Origin of the sequence: Staphylococcus caprae, from assembly GCF_003966625.1 — a bacterium.
GTDB classification, from domain to species: domain Bacteria; phylum Bacillota; class Bacilli; order Staphylococcales; family Staphylococcaceae; genus Staphylococcus; species Staphylococcus caprae.
In genome coordinates this window covers 56,610-79,971 of sequence record NZ_AP018587.1, presented here as the reverse complement: position 1 = coordinate 79,971, position 23,362 = coordinate 56,610, and the positions used below count along the sequence as shown (strand labels likewise).

General features: G+C 30.2%; 19 protein-coding genes. 4 read left to right on the top strand and 15 right to left on the bottom strand.

All coding sequences use genetic code 11. The features are described 5' to 3' along the window. Positions 1–65: 65 nt before the first annotated feature. Positions 66–1,568: a trypsin-like serine peptidase gene (locus JMUB898_RS00345; RefSeq protein ID WP_206416886.1), complete on the bottom strand. Its 1,503-nt coding sequence runs from the start codon at positions 1,566–1,568 to the stop codon at positions 66–68. A gap of 322 nt (positions 1,569–1,890) precedes the next feature. Here JMUB898_RS00345 and JMUB898_RS00340 point away from each other — a divergent pair, with 322 nt between their 5' ends. From JMUB898_RS00340 to JMUB898_RS00330, 3 genes are all read left to right on the top strand, one after another. Then, positions 1,891–2,472, top strand: a complete 582-nt coding sequence (locus tag JMUB898_RS00340; protein WP_002444980.1) for a hypothetical protein — start codon at positions 1,891–1,893, stop codon at positions 2,470–2,472. Between the two features lie 54 nt (positions 2,473–2,526). Continuing rightward, complete coding sequence (locus JMUB898_RS00335) at positions 2,527–3,066, top strand: DUF805 domain-containing protein (RefSeq protein WP_037541775.1); 540 nt, start codon at positions 2,527–2,529, stop codon at positions 3,064–3,066. Between the two features lie 176 nt (positions 3,067–3,242). After that, positions 3,243–4,223, top strand: a complete 981-nt coding sequence (locus JMUB898_RS00330) for a tRNA dihydrouridine synthase (RefSeq protein WP_002444983.1) — start codon at positions 3,243–3,245, stop codon at positions 4,221–4,223. A gap of 187 nt (positions 4,224–4,410) precedes the next feature. Here the strand turns inward: JMUB898_RS00330 and JMUB898_RS00325 are convergent, their stop codons facing one another. Both JMUB898_RS00325 and JMUB898_RS00320 read right to left on the bottom strand, forming a co-directional pair. Next, a complete protein-coding gene (locus tag JMUB898_RS00325) occupies positions 4,411–5,151 on the bottom strand; it encodes an acetoacetate decarboxylase (protein WP_002444984.1) in 741 nt (246 codons plus the stop codon). Positions 5,152–5,186: 35 nt separating this feature from the next. After that, the gene (locus tag JMUB898_RS00320) at positions 5,187–6,206 is read right to left on the bottom strand and encodes a ketopantoate reductase family protein (protein WP_002444986.1); all 1,020 of its coding nucleotides are present in this window, start codon (positions 6,204–6,206) and stop codon (positions 5,187–5,189) included. Positions 6,207–6,391: 185 nt separating this feature from the next. Between JMUB898_RS00320 and JMUB898_RS00315 the strand changes: the two genes are divergently transcribed. Next, on the top strand, positions 6,392–6,886 hold the full coding sequence (locus JMUB898_RS00315; RefSeq protein WP_037541776.1) for an isoprenylcysteine carboxyl methyltransferase family protein: 495 nt from the start codon (positions 6,392–6,394) through the stop codon (positions 6,884–6,886). Positions 6,887–7,212: 326 nt separating this feature from the next. Here JMUB898_RS00315 and JMUB898_RS00310 read toward each other — a convergent pair whose 3' ends face one another. From JMUB898_RS00310 to JMUB898_RS00255, 12 genes are all read right to left on the bottom strand, one after another. Next, positions 7,213–7,881, bottom strand: coding sequence for a DUF443 domain-containing protein (locus JMUB898_RS00310; protein WP_002444990.1), 669 nt, complete (start codon positions 7,879–7,881; stop codon positions 7,213–7,215). Between the two features lie 123 nt (positions 7,882–8,004). Next, positions 8,005–9,402 carry a Na+/H+ antiporter NhaC gene (gene nhaC / locus JMUB898_RS00305; RefSeq protein WP_002444992.1) on the bottom strand — a complete coding sequence of 466 codons (1,398 nt, stop codon included), beginning with the start codon at positions 9,400–9,402 and terminating at the stop codon, positions 8,005–8,007. 60 nt (positions 9,403–9,462) lie between these two features. Next, positions 9,463–11,313 (bottom strand): tyrosine decarboxylase, encoded by a 1,851-nt coding sequence (tdc, locus tag JMUB898_RS00300; RefSeq protein WP_002444993.1) that lies wholly within the window; start codon positions 11,311–11,313, stop codon positions 9,463–9,465. A gap of 494 nt (positions 11,314–11,807) precedes the next feature. After that, entirely contained in the window at positions 11,808–12,479 is a 672-nt protein-coding gene (locus tag JMUB898_RS00295; RefSeq protein ID WP_002444995.1) for a hypothetical protein, read from the bottom strand. Positions 12,480–12,535: 56 nt separating this feature from the next. Then, positions 12,536–13,240 carry a hypothetical protein gene (locus JMUB898_RS00290; protein ID WP_002444996.1) on the bottom strand — a complete coding sequence of 235 codons (705 nt, stop codon included), beginning with the start codon at positions 13,238–13,240 and terminating at the stop codon, positions 12,536–12,538. 470 nt (positions 13,241–13,710) lie between these two features. Then, on the bottom strand, positions 13,711–14,700 hold the full coding sequence (gene sph / locus JMUB898_RS00285; protein ID WP_002444997.1) for a sphingomyelin phosphodiesterase: 990 nt from the start codon (positions 14,698–14,700) through the stop codon (positions 13,711–13,713). Between the two features lie 226 nt (positions 14,701–14,926). After that, positions 14,927–15,841, bottom strand: a complete 915-nt coding sequence (locus JMUB898_RS00280) for a DUF5655 domain-containing protein (protein WP_002444998.1) — start codon at positions 15,839–15,841, stop codon at positions 14,927–14,929. A gap of 112 nt (positions 15,842–15,953) precedes the next feature. Further along, entirely contained in the window at positions 15,954–17,174 is a 1,221-nt protein-coding gene (locus JMUB898_RS00275) for a restriction endonuclease subunit S (RefSeq protein WP_002444999.1), read from the bottom strand. After that, the gene (locus JMUB898_RS00270) at positions 17,167–18,723 is read right to left on the bottom strand and encodes a type I restriction-modification system subunit M (protein WP_126493653.1); all 1,557 of its coding nucleotides are present in this window, start codon (positions 18,721–18,723) and stop codon (positions 17,167–17,169) included. The genes JMUB898_RS00275 and JMUB898_RS00270 overlap by 8 nt, the downstream gene beginning before the upstream one ends. A 238-nt stretch (positions 18,724–18,961) precedes the next feature. Then, the gene (locus JMUB898_RS00265; protein WP_037541777.1) at positions 18,962–19,870 is read right to left on the bottom strand and encodes a hypothetical protein; all 909 of its coding nucleotides are present in this window, start codon (positions 19,868–19,870) and stop codon (positions 18,962–18,964) included. A gap of 205 nt (positions 19,871–20,075) precedes the next feature. Continuing rightward, positions 20,076–21,857 carry an ATP-binding protein gene (locus JMUB898_RS00260; RefSeq protein ID WP_232018999.1) on the bottom strand — a complete coding sequence of 594 codons (1,782 nt, stop codon included), beginning with the start codon at positions 21,855–21,857 and terminating at the stop codon, positions 20,076–20,078. Between the two features lie 5 nt (positions 21,858–21,862). After that, positions 21,863–23,176, bottom strand: a complete 1,314-nt coding sequence (locus tag JMUB898_RS00255; RefSeq protein ID WP_002445006.1) for a hypothetical protein — start codon at positions 23,174–23,176, stop codon at positions 21,863–21,865. Positions 23,177–23,362: the final 186 nt, after the last annotated feature.

The window sequence follows — 23,362 nt, the reverse complement described above, 5'->3', positions numbered from 1 at the left end:
CCAAACTTAAATTACTTCATATTTTCAATTCGTGCGCAATCAATTTTCGTACTATACCATCAATCCTATAAAATATTATCAATAATTTCTTTACGTAACTTCCCTCTGATTTCTGCCATAGTGTTTAAATGATACGTCTTGTACTCTCCTGAATCTACTCTGAACGCATGGACACCGACAATTTCATTTTTACTATTTAAGACTGCCCCACCAGACGAACCAGGTTCAGCCATCATTTGATAGTAACCAATAGGATTAACATTACGTGCTGTCATCGAATATTTACCTTTGGAATGGTACATTGTGCCAGCTGGATCGTTTTTATATTTTCCGCTCGGCGTACCATAGTGATACATATGGATAGGCGTGTTGGCTTTCATTGATTTAATGGTAGTTTCTGAAGCGATTTTACGTATTTTCATATATTTTGATATGTCTTCATATGTGTAAACTAAAGCAACATCACCATATTGCAGCATTTGAACGCCGAATACTTCAAGCGAACGCCCAACTTTAGAACCTTCCTGTAACAAGCTAATTCTCATATTCTGCGGTTGTGAAGGTGTTAATGGTTTATGTGCACGTTGATCATTGACTACATGATTAGCAGTTAAAATCGTATGTCTGCCAATTGCTGTCCCCGTACCATAAGTTAATTGTTTGGCTGTAGGATTCCAATTAAATACCATCCCGATATTAGCGTCTTTCGCCTTAGTAGGTTCAATTGAAACACCTTTATTGCCATACTTCTTCATGATTTTTAAAGCGTCATCAAGGCCTGATTCTTTCGTCGTTTGTCCGAAATCACGCACGTTGTCACCACCTGGTATATTGGATGGCCAACGTTTAGGTGGCTTATTGTAGTAATTCTTTTTAGGTTGTGAATGCGTGGTTTTAGTCGCAGTTCTTACTGAAGTTTTAACGCTCGGTTTTACAGGTTTAGCTTTTGTGACTTTTGATTTTGAAGTTTTAGACGTTGTGGCTTTAGATTTTGTCGCTGTCTTTGAAGTTCGTGATGTCTTGGATTTTGAGACTTTTGAAGATGACGAAACCTTTCTCGTCTTTGTTGCTTGCGATAACCATTGTGGATGTTTATGTACTGGATGAACGACCTTCGTTTTCTTTTGAAATTTAACAGTGGCTGGTGTCACTTTGTGATGAACTGTTGCGTGCTTAACTATTGTTCGGTGCTGAGGTTTCGCAGTTTGTCTTGAAAATGAGATCCCCTTACGTTTGGCAATACGATATTTCTGACTATTATTTGGTACCACATGATTCGAAGATGAGTGTGTGTGTTTTACATATTGTGTTGAAGTTGGTTGAGTCTTTGGCGTACGATAATTACTATTCTGAAGGACTTGTGTCGATTGAATATTACTTTTAGTTTTAGCTACATGATGATCGTGTTGAATACCTACTTGTTGTTTAGGCGTCCCTTTCACCTTTACAACATTCCCTTTAGTTGCGGCACCCGCTTCATTGATTTGAAATAACGCAGATAAACCAATGATCATCAACAATGCAACGATGATACGAGTGAATCTTCCCAATATATCCCCTTTATTCACTATGAGTTTCCCCACTTTCTTAAAACATATGTATAATTTTTATATGTATTTTCACTATAATGTATAATTGAGTTTGGCACAATATAAACAACACGATATTAATAAAGTTTTTTACAGTTTAAAATCAAGTTGGAATTTATTATGAAAGAGCGTTTTATCATTAATCATATTTATAATCAATGACATTTAATAAGCATTCATTATGGGCTAGTATAAAAATTAATTCATTAATAAAACCAAAAAAATGTAGTGGATAAAACTATAAAAATTGTATAAAATGAGATTACTGAAATTCAAACTATTATAGCAAAGGGGATAAACAATGAAAAAAGCTATTAATATTCTATTAATTGCAATTCTATCAATAGTATTTATTGGGCTAGTATTATTTGTAGTAAGTTTTGCAAAAGATACGCTATTTAATAATGATACAAAGGCTCATAGTTCTAACAAGAATCAAGTGAGCAATAAAAAAGATAATAAAGACAAAAAAACAAAAAAGAGAACTGATAACTCTAACGACAATGTTCAACAAGATTTAAATAATAATCAATCTGCTGAAAGTAGTACGCAAACGACTACTAATCAAACAAATTCAGAAGAAGACCCAAATAATGTAATGCAATATGATAAAAATGGTGATGGTTTTGTTTCCACTAGTGAAATGACACCTGAAGCTTGGAAGTTAGTTAATGAAGGAAAGTTACAACCAACATCAGACGCTATGGCTAAAGAATGGAGTACTTCCAGAGAACAGAATAAAATGAGCCAAAGTGAACTAGACAGCTTATCAAAAAGTGAACAAGAGGGAATAGGTTACAATCCTAATAATCCTAGAGGCGATGTAGGTGGTCCAGGTATGTCGCCGGCACATGACGGTATTGGAAACGATGACGAAGAGTAATTTTCCTCATAATTCAACTGAAAACTTTAAATAAAATGAAAAGAGATGAATAAAATGTATTGTTCTAATTGTGGTACTAAAATAGAGGGAGATTCTAGATTTTGTTCTAATTGTGGACATAACATAGAAAAGTTAAATTCGAATTCTAATCAAGATTTTCAAACTAACAATCAACATAGTAAGAAAAATCCTTTCGAACTTTTCATAGATGGTTGGAAACATATTTTTAATTACAAAGGGATAACATCACGTAGAGGGTTTTGGTGGTTCTACTTATTCAATGCTTTAACAGGCGTCTTAGTTTTTCTCTTCTTATACCTGTTATCAGCTCAAGACAGTTTTATAGATCAACTTGCATTAACGATTTTTTATTTACCTCTAACATCAATTGGTGCAAGAAGAATGCGTGACACCAATCAGTCAATCTATTGGGCAATTATACCTATAGGTTTACAGTGGTTCTTTCAACCGTTCCTAGTTGGTGATTACGTAAGTAGTTTTGGCAATTTAATAGCTTTTCCATTTGCAATTGTATTTATAGTCCTAGCTTGTCAACGTACTAAATATAGTGGTAATAGAGAAAGAATTAACTAGTCTTTAGATAAATTTTATGTAAATCACCTTAAAATTACATCTTTTAGACTACTGGAAGACCTCCCGCTTTCATGGTTATGACTGGAAAATTCCTTTTGTATAAGTTCATCTTTTGTGGTAATATCATCATGCGTAAAAATTCGAGATACTTATAATGAAGAAGGTTTAAATATACTATGAAAGAAAATTTTTGGAGTGAATTACCACGTCCATTTTTCATTTTGGCTCCTATGGAAGACGTGACAGATATCGTCTTTCGTCATGTTGTGAGCGAAGCAGCTAGACCGGATGTGTTTTTCACTGAATTTACAAATACTGAGAGTTATTGTCACCCTGAAGGTATACACAGTGTGCGTGGGCGCTTAACATTTAGTGAAGATGAACAGCCTATGGTCGCTCATATATGGGGAGACAAGCCAGAGCAATTCCGAGAAATGAGTATTGGCTTAGCAGAAATGGGCTTTAAAGGCATTGATCTAAATATGGGCTGCCCTGTAGCGAATGTTGCGAAAAAAGGTAAAGGTTCAGGCTTAATTCTTCGTCCTGAAAGAGCAGCTGAAATTATTCAAGCCACTAAAGAAGGCGGTTTACCAGTAAGTGTTAAAACACGCCTTGGTTACTATGATATAGACGAGTGGAAGGATTGGTTGAAACATGTCTTCGAACAAGACATCGCAAACTTATCTATCCATCTACGCAGTCGTAAAGAGATGAGTAAAGTAGATGCACACTGGGAATTAATTGAAGCAATCAAGAACTTGCGTGATGAGATTGCACCAGATACGTTACTAACAATTAATGGTGATATCCCAGATAGACAAACAGGTATGGAACTTGCCACTAAATATGGCATTGATGGTGTCATGATTGGGAGAGGTATTTTCAATAATCCTTTTGCTTTTGAAAAGGAACCGCGCGAACATACAAGCAAAGAGTTATTAGACTTGTTTAGATTACATTTAACATTGTTTGAAAAGCATTCTACTGAGGAAACTCAACAATTCAAAGCTTTACGCAGATTCTTTAAAATTTATGTCCGTGGTATTAAAGGCGCGAGCCAACTACGTCATCAATTGATGAGCACCGAAACTGTAGACGAAGCACGTGCATTGCTTGATGAATTTGAAGCAAGAATGGACAGTAGTGTAGAGTCTTAACAATCGCCATTACAAGTTAAGAAGCAAATGATTATCACTTATAATTGGATACTTAATCGCACAAACACCCCTGTTAACAGGGGTGTTTTATTGTATAAAAATAAGCTCTAAAAGTAGGATTAACGCGCCTAACTTTTAGAGCTTATATATAGTTATTTTTATAAGAAGTTTTTAATACTAACTTAGATTATTCGTCTTTTAAATAATCATAGATGGGTTCGGGTTGTCCTAAAGATAAATCCGCAATGATGTGTTGTGCATCAACAATTTTTCTAACTGGGAAGTCAGCCAGTGGTGCCATTACATGTTCGAATAATTGTAATCTAGCTGGACTTCTGTAAGCACGTTTTAAGTGAATATCTGTAATTTGGCTACGTGTTAATTCATTTTTAATTAAAGTCGTATCATAATCTCTGAATTGCTTTAACATAAATTGTGGTTGTGTAATCGCATCAATTGCTTCTTGATCTTCCATTTTATAGTAATCATATCCCATAGTCGCTTGAGCTACTCTTAGAGAACGATAATCTAATGTACCTACGATGACATCGTTGTCTACATAAAGATTAGGTTCACCCGATTTTTTTGGAAAAGCAGAAATTTCTCGTCCTGATGCGATAGCTGCTTGATTATCTACATACATTGATAGATAAAATTCACCTTGTTCACCGTTATATTCAACAGGAATAACTTGACCTGCTTCCATATAACTACCTAGACCTGTAGCGTCAGGCATGCTAATAATCTCAAATTTAATTTTATTATCAATGACTTTTAAGGGTTCTGGAACAACCTTTTCTAAAGCTTCTTTATCAGTTTCATATACAATATTTAAATATTCGCGGTCTCTGAAATATATTTCAGTGAGTGGGTAAATAGGTGAGTTCACTGGTGTTGAAGCAACGTTTTGAACGTCTTCTTTTTTCATTGTTTAAATGCTCCTTTAAATGAATCATTCCAATTTTATTCTACAACTGATTTAAATTTTTCTATACTTTCATTGAAATCAGGTACTGTTTTTTGATTTTGGGCATCTGAAACAATCTCTACAATTAAATCGTTAACTGGTGTGTTAACGTTATTTTCTTTGCCTAATTTTGTAACAATACCGTTAATATAATCGATTTCTGTTGGACGTTGTTTTTGTAAATCTTGAAGCATACTTGCTTCTAATAATCTAGAGTGTTTAATCATTTCTCTCATTTCATCAATTTGTTTTTCAACATTTGTAATTTCTTCAAAATATTTATAATCTAGTACGCTTAAGCTTACAAATTCAATTCCTGCACTTTTACCAACATTAATCACTTCATTAATTGCATAGAGTGCTGCTTTAGCGCCTGTATCACTATCTACAACGTCACCATATGTTCCTCCAGTCGCTGCAGACATACCACTAAAGGCACTGTTAATAATTAATTTAGCCCATTTAGTACCTGGTAAATTTTCAGATATACTAATACCACCAATAGGAGAAAGTGCTTTTTGGATATTTTGTATACGTTCAGTGATTTCTCCGTTTAATTCACCAATTTGAATTGCATTTTCTTTGAAAGATTCAAATTCAGTAGTAAGTTTGGATTTACCAGGGCCTTCGAACGTTGCACCGAATTCAACTGATCCAGCTACAATTTGTTCTTTTGGAATTGTTTGTTGAATAAATTCCTCTGGTACACCATTTTGTAGTGAAACTAATACACCATCATCTTTGAGAATTTCTTTTACTGTTGGCAATACATCTTTATTAAAGACTTGTTTAGTTAAAAGTAGAACGATATCGTATTTATCGTTGATTTGACTAGGTGTAAGAGCTTTTACATTCTGTGAATAATCTACCTTGCCTACGATATGTGCACCGTTATTATTTAATTCATTGACATGTGCTTCATTCACATCGATTAAATCAACGTCTGGGTTTGATTCAGATAAGAACGCACCCATAATTGTTCCAAGAGATCCTGCTCCGTAAATAGCTATTTTCATAATCAATCTGCCTCCTTTATAATTCTTTCTACCACATTTTTCAAAATTAAATCTTATAAAATTATATTTCTTTTACTGCACACGTTTACTAAAATTAATAAATAGTTAATAGTATTTCATGCGTTTCCTCTATAAAATACTTTATGTTATCAAAGTTTATATATATAACAAAAACGGAGGACATCATGATTTTAACTATATTATTTATCTTTTTCTGTATCCGACTCATCAGTTTAAAGATATCCATTAACCATTCGCAACAATTAAAAGTAGACGGTGCAGTTGAATATGGCGTTAACAATTCAAAATTTCTAGCAATCACTCATGTATTCATCTATGTTTGTGCAGGCGTAGAGGCAATGATGAATAAAGATACTTTTAGCTTAGTCAATGGCATTGGCTTAATGATATTAATTTTTGCATATATCATGTTATTTGTAGTCATTAGAACATTAGGCGGAATTTGGACATTGAAATTATTTATTTTGCCAAATCATCCTATTATTAAATCTGGATTATATAAAGTGACGAAGCACCCGAATTACTTCTTAAATATCGTTCCAGAGTTAATCGGCGTGTTGTTGTTAACACACGCTACGTATACAACGATATTATTAATTCCATATGCATATTTCTTATACGTACGTATTAAACAAGAAGAGAGATTAATGAAGATATAAGAGGAAAAGCCTGTCATCACGTTATAGATGATGAAACGTCTTTGAAGTGTGACGTGTTCATTCATTCGTGACAACAGGCTTTTTATAATGTGGTGTAATGATTGAGTTAGATGCGTAGAACTTTCAGTGAAATGTGTATGAGGTGTGGAGTGTTCCATCATAATGATGAGGTCAATTTAACCATGTCGGTTGTCTTACTTCAGACAACCCTCATACTTACCTTTCTATCAGATTACCTTCAACATGTATTGGTCTTCTATTTATATAATAGAGCCAGGACTTATAATCATTCATTTTATATACCTCATTTTAGATAAAAACCCGCCCTATTTTTTAATTTTAATTCCACCTATTTTTCCGTGAATAGTTGTTTGCGCATAAAGCACTAAATTTTGAAATAAAATCGCCATGAATGTAATTATAATTCCAACCACAAAAAATATATTAGTGTGCTTTAATGTTAATACTCCTGCTACACTTACAATGAACATGTATATAAAAAAAGTATAAAGGAATATGTTCTGAAATATGTATTTTTTACTTGGCAAAACAAAAGCATAGGCTTGTACTTCGGTTGATCTAATCATTATTTTTTTCTTCTTATTATCAAAAATATTTTTAAATGCTAAAGTAGGTAATATAGTTAATAGTAATATGAATACATTTATGTACATATTAGTCGTGAATTCTAAATAATCCGTAATGGACTTAGTTGTAATGGCGATAAAACCACTTATACCTGATGCTAAGATTGTTAAAGAATCTCTCTTTTCTTTTTCCTCTTTTGAAGTGAAGATAGTTGTAATATCATTAAGGTCTTTTTCTTTTACTTCTACTAATGATTTTCTTGTTACATAATTCAGTAATGGGAAAATATAAGTTAATTTATTCTGATTTAAATCAATAATATAGTGTGAATCTCTATAGTGTATTAATTTATATTTACTGTTTTTTTTAATCGTTTCAATAGTTATGTTATCGATGATTACCCACATTCCTTTAAAGTATTTTATAGTTCGAGCTATCTTAGTTTTATAGTCTTATATCGATATTTTTATATAGTCAACCTTTTTCTAATCTACTTAATACAATGTCTTTAGCAAGCATTGTTATTCATGTCACGTCATCTTATTTTTTGATATTTTATTTTTCAATGTAAATCCTAAAATAATGGTTATTATAGGACATAGCAGTGGGAAAAATGCATAAGGTAAATAGTCTAAGGCACTTACTTTAAGTGCTCCCATTATAAAAGTACCACTTACTCCCCAAGGAATTAATGCGTTGACAGCAACGCCTGCATCAGCAAGTGTTCTTGTTAAATATTTTTTATTTAATCCCAGCCAATCAAATGAATTTCTAAATGTTTCCCCTGGAAGAATGACAGATAAATACTGTTCTCCCACTAGTACATTTACCATTATCGAACTTATTGCTGTAAGACTTACTAATTTAAATGGCGCATTTACAAAATTTTTAATTTTTATTATCAACGTAGATATTATTTTAAATTTAATCAACAGTCCGCCTAATCCTAAAGCTAAAATAATTAAACATGCAGAACTCAACATACTAGATATACCACCTCTAGACAAAAGAACATCAATGTTTTTACTTCCAGTATGTGATACATATCCTGTCATTATTACTTTTCCGATATTTTGAAAGCTTAAATGAGGATTATTAATTAATGATAAGATAATGGCTACTACTGATCCAACTAATAATGTTGGAATTGCCGGCACTTTTTTCCAAGCAAACAATAAAAGAAATAATACTGGTACTAAAGTAATTGGGGAAATCCAAAATCCTTCGTTTAATGTGCTTATCATAGATTTAACACCACTTAAATCAGAAGAAATATTTGGCGCACCTAACAAAATATAACCTATACTAGATATTAACATTGCCGGTATAGCTGTCCACTTAACATTTAAAATATGCTCAAATAGGTTTACTTTTCCAATACCTGCCGCTAAATTAGTTGTATCGGACAACGGTGAAATATTATTTCCTAAAAATGCACCAGATACTATTGCCCCAGCAGTCATGGCATTATCAAATCCTAAAATGTGCCCAATACCTAAAAATGCTATACCCATAGTAGAAATTGTAGTAAAAGAACTACCCACTGTAACTCCTACAATACTACACACAATAAAAACAGTTAGTAAAAAATATCTTATAGAAATTATTTTAAATCCATAGACCATTATTGTTGGAATTGTACCTGACATTATCCATGTCGCTACTAAAACTCCTATTAATAAAAATATTATTATTGGTATGATACCAGAACTTATTCCTGAAACAATTCCATCTTGTATTTCATCCCAGGTAAATCCTTTAAATTTTCCATAGAATAATAAAATCGTAAACACTAATAAAATAGGTACATGGGGAGGTAGTTTTTCTATTATGATAAGATATCCTAATATGATTAATAGAGATATTAAGATAATAAAACTTTCTACAAAAGATACTTCTTTCTTCTTTTTAATTTGTTGGCCATTCATTATGTACACTTCCTTTTAAGATAAATATTATATGATCATCTTAAAAATACTCATTTATTTTCATAGATTTCTTAATTTATCTTGCATTGCAGCTTGTATTTTCGGTACATATTTTTCAAAGTTTTCTTGTTCATTCATATAAGGAGTAAGTACAGCAGCTCTTAATATTGTTACTTTACCAGCTCTATACCATTCTTCTTCAGAAAATCCTAAATCTTCCACAAATTTGAGTGGACTATTTCCATAATCAGAAATAGCAAAATCCGTATGAGACGTGATAAATTCATTATTGTAAATATTTTCAGCTACATATGATGCTTGTTCATAAAAAGCATGGTTTAATTTATTCATTTCTACTAAATCATTATTGCCTTTTTCTTTAAACACATAATCTACCATATTGAAATCAGGGCGTACTAATGAATGAACTTCAATTTCTTTATCACCAACTTTAAATGATTGTTGATTTAAGAAATCATAAAATCTTAAAGCGCCTTCTATAGAAGCACCTATTAATTTTCCGTAACCAGAAATATTTAATGGTAGTACATGGTGTGCAGCCCAAACAGCTACAGCTGTTGCTCCTGCTTTAGATCCTTCTAAGATATATGCACCTAATAGTGCTGGAACTTCTGCTCCTTTTTCAAATACATAAGTAGCAAAATATGAAATTACTTCTCTCATTCTAATATCTTTAATTACAATGCCACCTGCAGAATAGGGAATATAGCCCATTTTATGAGGGTCGATAGTAACAGATTCAGTTAATTCTATAGCTTTATAGGCGTCATAAACCTCTTTAGTTATATATTTTTTATTTTCTGTAAATACACCATATTCTTTATGAACTTCTTCTAAATTTTCATATGGAATAAATTCATTATCTTCATCTAAGAAAATAGATCTACCATAACCACCGTAAGCAGCATCTACATGAATATAATAATAAATACCTTCCATCATTAATTTTTCTCTGAGATTAACAATTTTATCTATACTGTCAATCGCTCCTTCTTCCGTTGACCCAACTACTCCGACTACGCCTAGTATTGGGATGTCATCTGAAGCTAACTGTCTTACAATTTTTTCTAATTCATCTATATCCATTCTATATGAATCATCAACTGGAACAGATACTACTTGATCTAAGCCAATGCCTATAATATCTGCTGATTTTAACCATGAATAATGCTTAGTTTGGGGAACCAACCATTTACCTAATTTTCGTAAATTTCTTCCACTTCTTGCTGAATTACTTTTTATATCATCGAATTTTTCTCCTGCTTTTTCAGTTAAGTCTACAATTTCTTTTGTTGGCATATTTAGTAATTCCCATTCAGATTTTCCTTCTACTAATTCAGGAGCTACTTCTTTCATAGCTAAAGGAAGAGATTTGATATTACGTGCATACCATAATCCTTCTAGGTTTGCTAAAGAACCATCAGCTACAATATGTCCCCATCCATTTTTATAACTCATTAGATCAGCGAATTCATATCCCACTTCTTCTTCCATTTGAGAAGTAGCTGGAGAAGATTCATAAGCAACATTATTCCCATTCCACAACATGGCGAAATTATAGGCTAAAATAGACGGCATTAAAGTTTCTGTATTCATATGTCCCCAATATCGTCCAGCCGTATGCCATGGAATTGAATACGTTCTCATCCGTGCAGAAATTTCATTCATTACTTCATTCATATGATTTACCGTTTTTATGTATTTTTCTGAATTTTTTTCTTGAGGTGTAATCACTGGTCGATCTTGAGGCATGTAATTTTGTCGCCAACCAAGATGTTCATCAACCAAATTAATTAGCATTTCTTTATATAGCTGGCCATTTTCAGCTTTGTCTCCTATAAATAATGCATGTAAATTTAAATCATTTTTCTCTAAGTTTTTTTTATTCATAAATAATACCTCCTAGTATTTTATCCCGTTCAAGCCCCCTCCTAATATGTGATTTTCATCACAAAATCTAAGGATATTTTATGAACGTTTTACAAATAAAAAAATCTCAATAAGATGCACTTCAAATTAGTAATTTTACACTAAATTGATTTATAAAAAATAAGATAACTTCGCATAATTTAAAAAAATTACTAAATTAAGAAATTGCCTTACAAAAAAACTATAACATGAGCAAATATATACCACAAATTAAAAAGTTTTTTCAGAATTTTTATATAAATGTTAATAAATTATTTTACTATTAACACAATTTTAATAATTGAATAGTTTTGATTTTTAAAACCTAAAAATATGGACTGATGAGAACTTTTAAATTCTCACCAGTCCAATTTAGTATAGAGCCTATATAATCGCTTACTCAGTTCAATTGTCTACTAAAATTAACAATATTACCTATTTTAGCTCATATGTTTTTTCAATTTATACATTATAATTTATTGATTTTCCGACTGATTAGAGGTCGTTTGTTTCGTTTTTGTATGCTTTGTAGCCACAATTTTAACAATAATCATGGCTATGCCTAATAAGGATGCTAATATGTAAGATGCACCGCCTAATTCTTTTATAAATATGCTTCCCTCTATATAACCAGAACCGCCTTCATCAGTATATATCTTTGTATTGGTATCTAACATTATATCAATAGCATAGACTGTAGTTCCTGCCATGATGATCACCCACGGAATTGTCTTCAGAAATCCCCAATATTTGTTTCGTTTGAAAAAAGGTAAGAAAATCATAAAATATGGAAATAGAATAAATATCATTGCAAGTCCAACGGTAAATATAATAATCCAGAAGAATCCCGTTGCAAGTAAGTAATAACTTATAACTTGAATAACGCCTAAAGTCACTAAAATAAAGAACAATAAACTTAATAGATATTTTAATGGCCCATCCAATTTAGTAGCTATTTTATCGTATGTATCTAATTTTTCTGTTTTACGATAAATGAGTAAACTTAATACTTTAATCATTACAAAATAAAGAACAGCAATAATCGTAAATATCAATATATCTTTTCCAAAAACTTCAAACACCCAATCTACAATACCCATCCGATTATAGGTAGATGTTTCCGAAGCGTAATCCCCCAAAATTAACATAATTATCTCTCCTTAATATAAAATATTTCATTATTTTAGCGTCTTATTTAATCGAATTATTGCTTGTCTAACGTTTGATATGTAATGCAAGCTTGTATATATAATGCCAACCATACCTCGTCAGGATATTTACTATTATTATTTACTTTAATCTGATTTTGTTCCCCACGTTTATTTGTTTTTTTACTTTTTTTATAATCTAGCGCTGTACGTTCGGCTGATAAAATAATGTTACTATGTTCATCTTTAATCACCGTACAATGAAATCGATCTGGATTCTCAAAACGATAACTTTCCTTAGCTTTATTGACAAAACTATACGGGAATAAACGTTTGAACCCGCCTTCTTTAATCATTTTATCTTTTTTGAAAGTGCCTATCTCTTCTCCATTTAAAAGCACTCGATACAAAGCAAAATTAGTGATACCTTCCACACGTTCTATAATAACTGAGTAATCATCAGACCTAACTTGCGTGCCATGTAATGGTTTCAAACCAAATATACTTCTCATCTTTTGACTACTATCTTTATAATATGGAATATGACATAACCTTTTTTTACCATAAATTGGAATATACTGATTATCTAAAATCATACTCGGCGCTTGATAAAAATATTTCCCATTACCATATCCACTATGGTCAATATGGTCTAACTTATCCTCACTGAAAGTTTGTTGAGATTTCTTTCTAATCCCATTAATAATCAAATAACCTATACCTAAAATGACAATTAAAGTAATTAAACTTGTGATTTCCATACTGAACTCCTTCAATTTTGACTTTATAAATAATTAATCACATCCTTATCATACAATTTTTTGTTTTTTAAAGTGATATAAACAAATAAATTTAATATTTATGTAAAATTAATAAATAGTATCGTCTTTTTCTTTTCTTGATATTAAAACCAATAACATAAGGTAAGAATCACCGGATAGTGACCGCAGTCTACCTTCTCTAAAATATTAATCTTTTGATAAATAAATACGACAAAAACATACTAATATTAGTTATGTTTGATGATGCGGTGCTTTAATAACTATTGAATCTAATTTTACTTTTAAACCAAAATGTACAAATTCTTTAAATTTAATTAGAGTTTTTAAGGACTGATAAGTTAGGATTTAGTAAAAAAGGAGCTATATAAGAAATCAATTTGAACTTTGATTTCCATATAGCTCCCTTTTAAAGTATTTAGATTTAAAAATTTAACGCCCATATAATAACGTTAATTTGATGCATAAGCAGAAAGTGGATAATGGTCTGAATAATCGTTATATTTGTAAGTCTTGCCCCATGATTTAACAGACCATTCTGGTGCCTTCGTTTTGTGTACATAATTATGCCATGAGCTTGGTTGTGCATGGTCTCGATCTAGTAAAATATAATCTAAATGTTGTGGTTCTAATTTAGGATAATTATATTTTGCAATGCTGTTGCTTTGAGTATCCCAACTATAGGGATTACCCTCAAATTGTGTTGGCAATGAAACGTTCAAGTTATCAGGCATTTGCTGATATTCATCTGAACCTTTAATGACATTTAAATCACCGCCGATATATACGGGTTCATTTTTAGGAATATGTTTATCTTTGATAAATTGTTTGATTTCATTCATTTGGCTCTGTCTAATGCTTTGATCTTTTCCTTTCATGCACGTTGGATCTTCGGCTTGAAGGTGTGTTCCAATAATATGATGGTATTTACCGTTTTTATTAATTTTAATGTAAGCAAAGCCTTTATTGCTTAGCTTGTCAGCACCACAACCATCTTTGTAAATATGTTGTTCTTGTTGGACGATAGGCCATTTACTCACAATGCCAACACCACCGCTTACTTGTTTTACTTTTCTATAGGAACCAGATGTTTTCTGCCAACCTTCTATACCTTTACCAACAATAGGCGTTTGATAAGGATATTGTGATTGTAAATTTGTTAAAAGTCGATGGGATGCTTTTTTATCAAATAATTCATTAAAGATTACAACATCTTGACCTTGTATATAATCAGCTTTTGAAATTAAATCTGCGCGCTGAGATTGTCCCCAATTGGGATATATGGCTGTAGGCAAGAAATAAACGTTATGTGTTGTGATTTTAAGGCTGTCTTCAGAATTGCGTTCTTTAGCATATGTAATTGACGAAAATACTAATAATAAACTGCTTAATACGAAAATCGTAGTTACTATACATTTGCGTGACCAGTTTAAATACCTCATTGATACACCTCATTTCATTTGATGAAACGATTGTAACAAATGAAATTGTGCTATTTTCGAAAATTACTATATCTAAATAAAATTTTAATAAAAAATTAAAATAATAAGGATTATGTTAGAAATTGAGTGGTGTTTTAACAAAAAAGTATGTGTAATTTAATATTGAATACTGCTAAAATCATAAAGTCGAAATTATAATTTTATATTAGGATTATTCTTACTTATGTTAATTATTTTCATAACTTTCGTCTATGAATTTTTTTGCCTTTTCGAGATCTTCTTTGCTACGAATTTCTAAAGATAAGTTCCCAGTACCATAGTGTCCTATTTTAGACACGTCTCTAGTAAACCTTTCTTCCATCACAACATTACTCATATCTACTTTGACGTAAAGTAAAAGTCTTTGTTGATTAGGAAGAATTTCAACACAAGCAAAGTTTTTTATTCTCTTAAATGCTAAATAGAATTTTAATTCTTTAAATTGTACGTCTTCTCCCATGCTCATAAGATACTCATATAACTCATAGTATAAATTAGTTACATTTTCATCAGAAAAACTCAATTGTTTAGATAAATACGTATCTTTTTCATTATCTTCGTATGTATTATCAACTGTTTTTTCCTTACTTTTAAATGTAAAAGTAGCATTGACTAAATCAAGCATTAAAAATTTATTTTCAAAATATTTATACCGATAAAGTTCTATATTTCGATTAATTTGTTTTACGGCATGCTCATCATACCTAGTAAATCCCCCAGCAATACAAAGTAATCTTGGAGAAGACCAATCTATTTTATCTGAAAACTCCCTACCTAACTTTTTCATTACTATGAGTTCGAATTCAGCTTTATGATCAAGTAACCAATCTAAATAAAATAACCCTTGATTAATAACATTTTCATTAGTTGTACGTTTGTATTCGATAATAACAGGAGAATAATTTTCATCAATAGCAAGTGTATCTATTCTTCCAGCATGGTTTTTTCCTGTTGTATATTCTGTGGCCAAAAAGTTAATCCCTAACAACTTTTCAGCATTATTTTCTATAACTTGTTGTAATGACTTTTCTACAGCGAGCGATTCTCCACGTAATTCGTGAGTGTTCCCTTCATCGATACTAAAAAGTTTTATGTCTCCCAAAATAATTCAACTCCAAATTTTATAGATATTTAGATAAATTTATAATTCAAAACAAATATGTATATCTACAATAATACCTTTTTATGTTTTTAAACAAAGGTAATTATTAAGATTAGATAAACATCTTTTGCAAAAATCCTTGTTTGCGATGGTTTAATAAATCTACTTTTGAGTATTGTTTTTCAATTAGATTTTCAAAACCATCTAAAAATGCGCTAATTTTATTTTGTTCTTCAATACATGGTAAAGATACCTTTATGGAGTAAAACAAATCTAAATTTAGGTTACGTCTAACTACACTCGCACCTTGCTCGGAAGCTTGAGCATACGCATAAATATATCTAGGACTTTTTAATACAGTTTTAGCAAAATTAATATTAAAACGTTGGTTTAAATTATATATTCTATATGATGGAGAGACTATACCTATATCAAAGCGTTGATTTAAATTAATGTTTCCTAACCATAGATTTTGAGGACTTAACACTAATTGGTTTAAACGTAATATCTTATACCCTTTATTTTCTTTACTACCAATTTGCTTTTTAAAATATTCCTCTTGAGTTAACAAACCATTTTTAGTTGATGAAAGAAGAGGATATTGATTATTTAAAATAGTTTTTTCATTGACTTCATCTATTAAATTACCAAGTTTTTCTTCATTCCAATTAGGATAATTATATCCATTATTATTTTTAAAACGTATTTCTTGAGAAAGAAGTTTATTGGTATACTTTTTTTTGTATTGTTGAAGTAATCCAAGTTTCTCTTCTTCCAACTCAATCTGGCGATCGAGTTTGCTAAAGAAATCACCAATTTTATTTTGTTCAATTATATTTGTAAATGGAACTATAAAGTTTTCAATATCCTTTTTTGTTATATTAGGATCTTTTCTACTACTTGCAGCATAGCGTTTCCACTTATTTACATTGAAATTTAAATAAGATTGTAAGAATTTTGTATTCACATTATTATTGCTAATTAATGCGGATATAGCTTGATTAGTTGTAGCTTCCATATTTAAAATAGCTGTTCTACCAATTTGATTAAAGCCACCATACATAGCAATTAGCAATGTTTGTTTTGGTAATAATTTTAAATTATTACTATTAAGAGCTAATTCAGTAATATTTTCAGAGGTTTTTGAAAGTAATCTATTATTTAAATCTGTGGTTTTGACCCATGGAATATTTCCATTATTGTAATACTCGGTTTTAGATCTAAGTGGAGTAGAACCTGAAACAACTTTAAATATATTTTTGATTTTTGTACTTTCCCATTTATCTTCAAATTCAGGAAATCTCAATTCTGGGGTGTTTGATTGTTCAGTCATTGTTCAACACTCCTAGTTCTTTGAGGTATTCGTTGATTTCTGATTCTACGTTGGCGATGTCTTTATCAATGTCTTTAAGTTGTTGTTGAACTTGTTCTAAGTCAATCGGTTCTTCTTCTTCGAATGTATCAACGTATCTTGGAATGTTAAGGTTACAATCATTCTCTTTGATTTCATCTAAAGTAGCGACATAACTGTATTTATCAATTGTTTCTCTTTGACTATATGTGTCGACGATTTTATCTACATCTTCATCTGTGAGATGGTTTTGATTTTTTCCTTTTTCAAAGGATTGGGACGCATCAATAAATACGACATCATCGTCAGCTTGGCGACATTTCTTAAAGACTAGGACACAGGTTGGAATACTTGTGCCAAAGAACAAATTGGCAGGTAAGCCTATCACGGCGTCTAAATAGTTCTTCTCTTCGATTAAATATTTACGAATGGTGCCTTCGGCTGCACCACGGAATAACACACCATGCGGAAGTACAACGGCCATCGTGCCTTCGTCGTCTAAGTGATAAATCATATGTTGAATAAAGGCAAAGTCTGCTTTCGATTTCGGTGCGAGTTTCCCGTAATCACTGAAACGTTCATCGTCTAAAAATGAGGATTCTGCACTCCAGTTCGCACTGTATGGTGGATTCGCGACTACAGCATCAAATTGTTCACCTTTATGTGCTGGATCTTCTAATGTGTCACCATTTTCAATTTGGAAGGCTTTGAAGTTCACATCGTGAAGCAACATATTCATGCGAGCTAGGTTATAGGTTGTACTATTATATTCTTGACCATAATAATTACGTACTTTAGCTTCTCGACCCACACGTAAGAGTAATGAGCCTGAACCACATGTTGGATCATACACACTTCTTAAGTCTTCTTTCCCATCAGTAACAATCTTCGCGAGTATCGTCGATACTTGTTGAGGTGTATAGAATTCGCCTGCCTTTTTACCTGCACTCGCCGCAAATTGACCAATTAAGTATTCATATGCATCACCTAACATATCGATTTCTAAATCACTGTGTACGAAAGGTAATGTTGAAATATTCATCATGACTTTCGCAATTAACTTGGTACGTGCTGCGTTCGTGTTTCCTAAACGACTTGAGTTCAAATCCATATCATCAAATAAGTGGATAAAGTCGTCTTCACTTTCATGACCTCGTGTAGAGTTTTCGACGTTTTTGATGGCGTTACTTAAGTCTTCGATTTCAAACGTTTGATTTTCAATTTTGGCTTTTAAATTACTGAATAAATTTTCTGGTTCGATGACAAATCCAATACGTTGAATGAGCTCTTTCTCAACGATAGGACGGTAGTCGTCGTTATTCATCGCTTCTTGATAAGAAATATTGTCTTCTGATAGAAGTTTCGCGGATGACTCTTCAACCTTTTCACTTAAGAAACGGTAAAAGATAAGTCCAAGTATGTAATTCTTAAATTCATTGGCATCCATATTCCCGCGTAAATCGTTCGCAATGGACCATAATTTCTTTTGTAGTTCTGCTTGTTGTTGGCGTTGCTTCTCTGATGTAGTCAATGCACATTCCCTCCATTTAGTACTGAATCATTAAATAAATAGCTACCCACTTATTTTGTCTTTTATTTATAATTTTATAGCACAAAATAAAATAAGTTAAGCGGGAAGACCCACCTAACTTACAGTATATACATGATTAATCACTTTTATTAATACACACACATTAATTCCAAAATCTCCATATCTTTTTCTAAAATCACCTCTCTTAACTTTCCTTAATAAGAACTTATACCTATATTTAGTTGTTTCTTTTAAATAAATTATTACTTAAAAAGGACAATACTAAAGCTATGTATGTTGACACATATATTTTACAAGTTAATCTAAATAAAATTTCATTTGTTTTTATGTCTTTCGATTTTCCTGGAGTTAATGTGACACCTATATCTTTATTTACGTTATCTATACCATAAGATACAAAACATGCAAATGTATTTATGACATTTTGTTTACCTTTAATGTTAAATTGCAAATTATGCAAATTACTAGTTTGGTTATTTATTTCATAAATCATAAAACCATAACCCATGTAAGTAAATAGCATTACACAAACCAAAATAATATTAAAATAACATAAAATACAATTCAATAATTTGATTTTTCCATTTTCGCTTTTGTAAAAAGTATATGTAGAAATATATAGTGATAGGATAAATACATTTAATGTAAAATAAAATATTGAAAGCGTAAATTTATATTTTTCTATTTCAAATATAAATATTTGAAATACTATTATTATACTTATAAAAGGGACGTAAAATTGCCCGATAATCAATTGTGAAACATATGATTGATGTTTTAAAAATTCTAGAATTAGATAAGTTATCAAAACAGATGCGATTATAATGAGTAGCAGTGTCAATTTTTTAAAATTAGAAATGTTTATGATAAAAATTAACAATAGCAATATTATAAATAACACTTTATTTAATGAATCTACTTGAAAAAATTTTACAATCACATTTTTAAATTCTGAAACAACGCTTAAATTTTTACCGAATTTTATATATTTAAGTTTTGGTATGATTTTTTGATATATTTTTTTAATGTGTGAAACTGTTAAATAGAAATAATATATTAAATTATTCAAGTTTGAAATAAGAAACATAGTTAATATAACAATCAATAATGAGTTTAAAAAAAGCATAATCCTCTCCTGATAATTATATATCTATTTTTAAAATTCATAGTCAAACCCTTTTAGTTCCTATGTAGTCGAGATAAAAAATAAACTAGTTTAACTTATTATATAGGTAATAATTAAATTAAAATAGTATCGTTTATGATCAATGAGACAATTAGTTGTGTAATTTTAACTTTTATTATTTAACAAGACTAATTTTTGAAAAATTTTAGCTTCTCCACTTCTCTATAACATCTTTTATATTTATTTGTTCATTTTTGTCTAACGATTTCCAATTTTTTTCCCAAATTTCATGAACTTTTACATTAGATGATTTAGGTTCAGGATTGGGTTTCGGTAAATTAACTAAAGATGGTAGTGGTATTGCTTCACCCACAATCAAACCTTGGCCAACTGCTAAAGTAGATAATATATTAGCAATAGAATTTGTATTGTTAGGTAATAAATTTTTTATGTAAGATTGATCATTTTGGTTCGTTAATTTTAACGTAACAAAATTATTACACTGAGCAAATATTGTTTCAGAAACTTCACTTGGTCTTTGACTTACTACCATTAAACTTAGCCCATATTTTCTTCCTTCTTTTGCAATTTTTTCAATAGATTTTTTGGATGCATTGTACATTGAATTATCTTTTCTAGGTATATAATTATGAGCCTCCTCACATACTAATAAGAATGGAATATCATTTTCACTCATGTTCTCATGTTTAAGTTTAGAATAATAGAATGAAAAATCAAAAATCAATCTTGAAACAAGACTTACTGTTATTGATAAAACTTCGTATGGGATTCCACTCAAGTCAATTATTGTCACGTTAGATTTGTTTATATAACCTAAGAACTGTTTTATTAAATACTCAAAATCTGATGTAACATATGCACTCCCATCATCTTTTGAGGTATTCATAATAAAAGATAATCTTTTATCTTTTATCTTATTTTCTAAACGAATTATAAAACGCTCGAATTCCCCATGAAACGGACCTTTGATTGCTTTTTCTGCTTTAGTTGCAGAGGTTGGTATAAATTTGTATATTTCCTTAAAGTAATCATCTTTACTTACTATTTCTTTCTTCTGTCCATTTTGATCTATAATATATGGACTTTCATTTAAACCCTCAGCTTTATTAATTACTTCATTATTTACATTAGTTATATAATTAAAAACTTCTTCTATATTGAAATAAATGGGTGTATCATATTTAATATTCATTATATCTTTATTATATTTTTGTTTATTTTTCACTACAGCTGATCGAAATTGAGAAATTTGGTTATATGCATTTTTTTCATTGGTTTCAATAAATAATGATTCAAGCTCTTCGCTATTCATCAACCAATAAGGTAAGATTATATTATCTATATTCAATGTATTTAATGAAAACAAATCACCTTCTATAGTAAAGGCTGACTCATATTCTGCATGAATATCAAAAATAACAATATGTGAATTCTTTAATTCATTATTTATATTTTTCGCTTTACTTATTCCTACCGCTGTTTGTAATATTTTAGCAACGGTACTTGATTTACCAGATCCAGTAGATCCTACTATTGCTAGATGTTTACCAAAGAAGGAGTTGCCTTCTACGAAGACCTCAATATCGGTATTATTGCTTAATTGTCCAACTGGAAAATTAAGAGTACCTTCGTTTGAAAATATACCTTTTAATATTTCTCTGTTCGCCAAATATACTGGTTCTGTAGGAGTAGGTAATAAAATACTTCCTGCTTTAAATTCTCCATTAAGTATACTCCCTATAACTTCTACATTTAAAATATAGCTTTCTTTTGATTTTTCAATGTCATAAATCGCTTTTATACCTGTAATTGACGTCAAAAGTGAATCATGATTTCCAATACTAACTTTCAAGAAATTTCCTATCACTAAATTTTCTTTATTAATTTCGAAAGTTTTAAAATCCATTTTCACACTTATTCCTAGCGCTGAACTTTCATAAACAAATCCAAGTTTATTTTCATCCATTACATTCATCCTTTAACTAATTGAAAAATTATATATAAATCTTTAAATGCTTTTACTTCTAATCGTTCCAATTTAACATCATCCATATTTAATTCTTCTTTATTATTACTTGATATCATATATATATTATCTGGTTTGTTTCGTTCTAGAGCTTCTTTGAATTTATCATTATTTAAACTACAAACTCTTAATTTGAACTCTCTTTCATTACGATCGCGGTCATATAAAGGTTCGCGAAAGAATGATTCAGGAAAAAACTTATTTCCTTGAAAACCATCTATAGCCTTAATTTTACTAGAATATAATCTAGTCATTAAATCATTTATTTGGTCATTTGAATAATTTGAAATACATATTGTTATTGGTTTGTGCAATTTAGGTTTGAAACAATATTTATCACAAAAATCTTTCAAAAATATAATTATATTTTCATCAAAGTCTTCATACTCTTTTGCATCAATAAAGAGCATTCTTTCTTTATAATTATAATCTAATTCATTGTGAAGTCGATTTTTAATACCATTAAGTATTTCCTTATAGCTAAATAACTCTTTTGTCCATCTCGTTAATATCGTTTCTTTTCTTAATCTCAAAGGTTTTAAAAAAGAGTCCTTAGTTATACTTCTTTCACTCTCATTTTTTATGCTTAGATTTGCTATATCTTGAATAGCATTAGGATAAATTATTTCTAAAATGTCCTTTTCAGATACATTATTTATATTTTTTCTTAATAAATGACTAACTCTTTTTTCTAAATCCTCCAATTTTTCTCCATTATAGAATTCAAACTTTGTAAGAAAATTATCAATATCAATAGTATATTCATAATTTTTCGATAATCTAGTAATATAATTAAAAATAATTTGCTTTTCTTCTTTTGTCTTTCTATTTTTATTTATAAGTTCTTCTACATCTTCATTTTCTATTTTGATTATATGTGAAATATAATCAACTATCATATTTTTATTTTCTGTTTCTAATATTTCTTCTAAATCAACTCTTCTAAAGACATGCGACCCTTTATCTAAATTTGGAAAGTATGCATATAACTTGTATTTTATATTATCGTTATGTATATGATTTTTTTCGGTTTTTAGCATTTGTAAAACTGCTTTAGAGATTTTAGAATTTGAAAATTTTTCTTGTGATTCATGGTATTTACACTGAATAGCCTTTAAATTTGATTCATCTATGATATCTATATCTTCTATTCGACCTTCTACGAAAATCTCTTCACTATCAGAATTTAATAACTCTTCTAAAGTAACATTAAACTGATATAAAAATCCCTTTATTGTTGAACTAGCTACTCTATCCATATAATCCCCTTTTTGATTTTCATTATATAATATTACTATACTATAATTGTAATTATTTTACATTATAGCTGTTTTTATATTGCGATTAAATTATCAGTACCTATATAATTCTCCTACTCATTACGTTTAAATTTATTTCAAATAGATAGACTACTTTATTTTTTACCAACTCTAATATTTTGATGT